Origin of the sequence: Pseudoalteromonas fuliginea, assembly GCF_000690055.1 — a bacterium.
Lineage (GTDB): Bacteria > Pseudomonadota > Gammaproteobacteria > Enterobacterales > Alteromonadaceae > Pseudoalteromonas > Pseudoalteromonas fuliginea.
In genome coordinates, this window is sequence record NZ_JJNZ01000138.1 from 1 (window position 1) to 2,516 (window position 2,516).

Genomic DNA, 2,516 nt, shown 5'->3' on the forward strand with positions numbered 1-2,516 from the left:
ATAGGTGGAATAACACCCATACAAAAACTGGAAAAGTTAAACAACGAAAATTCTACAGATAGCCTCCATTAAAAATGGGGGGATTACCATTTGACCCCATAGCGGATGAAAATAATTAGGAAATTAGGATGGTACCCATACTAATTATTACGAAAAAATCCAACAAAAACAGTGTGATGGGTGCATTGTTATAAATAATGAATCACGTAAAAACTGAGCTATGTAGACAAAGTGAAAGTAAAAATAGACAGCCCAATCGGGCTACGATAGTGGTTTATTAAAGAATAGCAAACGACTCGGCTGTATCGAACCGGCTTTCCTTTAAATAGAAAGCGGAACATTACAGTGAATAAAGGCATGAATAAATTGACCTTACGGGGTCAAATGAAAGAGAATGCCTTTACTTTACACTGCGGCAACTGTATTGCCTTGTTCATAATATAGAAAAGCTGCAAAACACGATGCATTAAGAGAGGCAACCCCTTTTAAGCCAAGATAAAGCCAATCAAACACTCGTAATTCCTTCCAAAACGCCAGTTAAAACAATACCAAACCAGCTTTTTATATTCTATGAAAAATATAGTAATCAATTGAATCAAAATAGGAACTCAGCTATGGTTGATTCATCAATAAAAATAAATAAAAAACAAGTTAATCTACAGGCTCGTTAGCCAGTTTTCCACTTGGGCATTCGAAAATATATTTATAACATTTTAAAAGGAAGTTTTATGCAAGCATCACACTCATCAACGGAAGATAAATATCATGAATTTAGAGATAGTAGTCGCAGAATTGCGCAAAATAGTTTACCTCAAAATTTGTCTGAAATAGTCGGCTTAAAACCAGTAGACTCTATAGCCTTAGCTCATGCAAAGAGATGGGAGGAAAATTTAAGTAGAAGCGATGATGCAAGTTGGACGTGGTCGGAAGGCTTTAGGCAGTATGCCTACCGTCACCCGAAACGCTTTGATCTGGCTATTTGGTTTGCAAAATCTCAGTTATGTGGGTTAAGCATTGGCAAGCCAACCTTTTCTGGTTCAAGATTAAGATTAGATATCTTGGAGGGAGCGCCTTCTTGGCACCCATTAAAGGGTAAAATAGTTGAAATTACAGTTTTAGCCGCTAAAACTTACGCAGCTTCAATTGGGGCAGATCAGGTCAGAATCATGCGCCCTATAAACGCTGAATTAATTAAGTATTACCAAGGTCATGGTTTTACTTATAAAAAAGGGAAGGAAAGTAATACGCCTTCATATTTATGGCAAAATTTATAGGATTACCATGTCTACAGACAAACCCAAACCTGGCACACCTGAATTTGACGAATGGCTTGCTAATAAAGCAAAAAAGTGGTCTGAAGATCTTTTTAGCAAAGATATGCCTCCTGAGTTAGCTGATTTAGAAAGCGGACTAATTGCAGGCCCAAAAAATATTGAAGATATTATGCCTGAAAAAACAATTGCCGAAGATATTGCAATTGAGAAAGACGAAAAGCGAAACTTAAAACGAGTTAAATAATCTTTTGTATTTATAATTCGACTAACAACACGCTCTGAGGTGGACAGCAAGCGCTAAAGCTCACTTTCCACCGCAAATTTTAACAGCGGTGATCCCTTACTTTTCAATGCAGTTAAGTAAGTTGATTCATCATAGGGCGTATGTGTTTTCCAGCACCTAAATAGGATTCGTATCCACTTAAATGCTAATGATCTGATGATTGTATTATGAGGTTTTCCTTTGGCTTCTTGCTGCCAACTATCGTGGCCAAGTAACGATGCTTTTGCCCAAAATGAATAACGCACAGATAATCCTGTCCATTCCACAAATGTTTGCCTTAAAATTTAGTGCATGAGTATCGCCAGTGTATCCATTCCTTCTTCCCACTGCGTTCGGTATGCGTATTTTGTATGTTAGCATCGCATTTATAACGGTCACAATTTGACCCCATAGCGGATGAAAATAATTAGGAAATTAGGATGGTACCCATACTAATTATTAAGAAAAAATCCAACAAAAACAGTGTTATGGGTGCATTGTTATAAATAATGAATCACGTAAAAACTGAGCTATGTAGACAAAGTGAAAGTAAAAATAGACAGCCCAATCGGGCTACGATATTGGTTTATTAAAGAATAGCAAACGACTCGGCTGTATCGAACCGGCTTTCCTTTAAATAAAAAGCGAAATATTACGGTGAATAAAGGGATGCATAAATTGACCTTACGGGGTCAAATGAAAGAGAATGCCTTTACTTTACACTGCGGCAACTGTATTGCCTTGTTCATAATATAGAAAAGCTGCAAACACGATGCATTAAGAAGGGTAAGCCCTTTTACCCTAAATAAAAGCCACTCAAACACCCGTAATCCCTTCCAAAACGCCAATTAAAACAATATCAAACACTTCTATATTCTGCGTAAAAATACAGTAATCAATTGAACCAAAATAGGAACTCAGCTATGGTTTGTTTATCAATAAAAACAAATTTAAAAACGAGTTAATCTACAGGCTCGTTA

2 protein-coding genes and 2 pseudogenes are annotated in these 2,516 nt (G+C 36.6%); 3 read left to right on the forward strand and 1 reads right to left on the reverse strand.

Features of this window, described 5'->3' with window-relative positions:
• Positions 1 to 210: 210 nt before the first annotated feature.
• The 3 genes and pseudogenes from DC53_RS22990 to DC53_RS00385 all read left to right on the forward strand — a co-directional run.
• Positions 211 to 470, forward strand: a pseudogene (locus DC53_RS22990) (transposase); the annotation flags it as partial.
• 258 nt (positions 471 to 728) lie between these two features.
• Positions 729 to 1,274 carry a hypothetical protein gene (locus DC53_RS00390; RefSeq protein WP_033032357.1) on the forward strand — a complete coding sequence of 182 codons (546 nt, stop codon included), beginning with the start codon at positions 729 to 731 and terminating at the stop codon, positions 1,272 to 1,274.
• A 7-nt stretch (positions 1,275 to 1,281) separates the two neighbouring features.
• The gene (locus DC53_RS00385; protein WP_008138954.1) at positions 1,282 to 1,518 is read left to right on the forward strand and encodes a hypothetical protein; all 237 of its coding nucleotides are present in this window, start codon (positions 1,282 to 1,284) and stop codon (positions 1,516 to 1,518) included.
• Between the two features lie 53 nt (positions 1,519 to 1,571).
• Here the strand turns inward: DC53_RS00385 and DC53_RS00380 are convergent.
• Positions 1,572 to 1,951, reverse strand: a pseudogene (locus tag DC53_RS00380) (IS110 family transposase); the annotation flags it as partial.
• Positions 1,952 to 2,516: the final 565 nt, after the last annotated feature.

Coding starts and splice junctions, on each gene's coding strand:
- DC53_RS00385 (WP_008138954.1), top strand. CDS start 1,282: ATGTCTACAGACAAACCCAAACCTGGCACACCTGAATTTGACGAATGG.
- DC53_RS00390 (WP_033032357.1), top strand. CDS start 729: ATGCAAGCATCACACTCATCAACGGAAGATAAATATCATGAATTTAGA.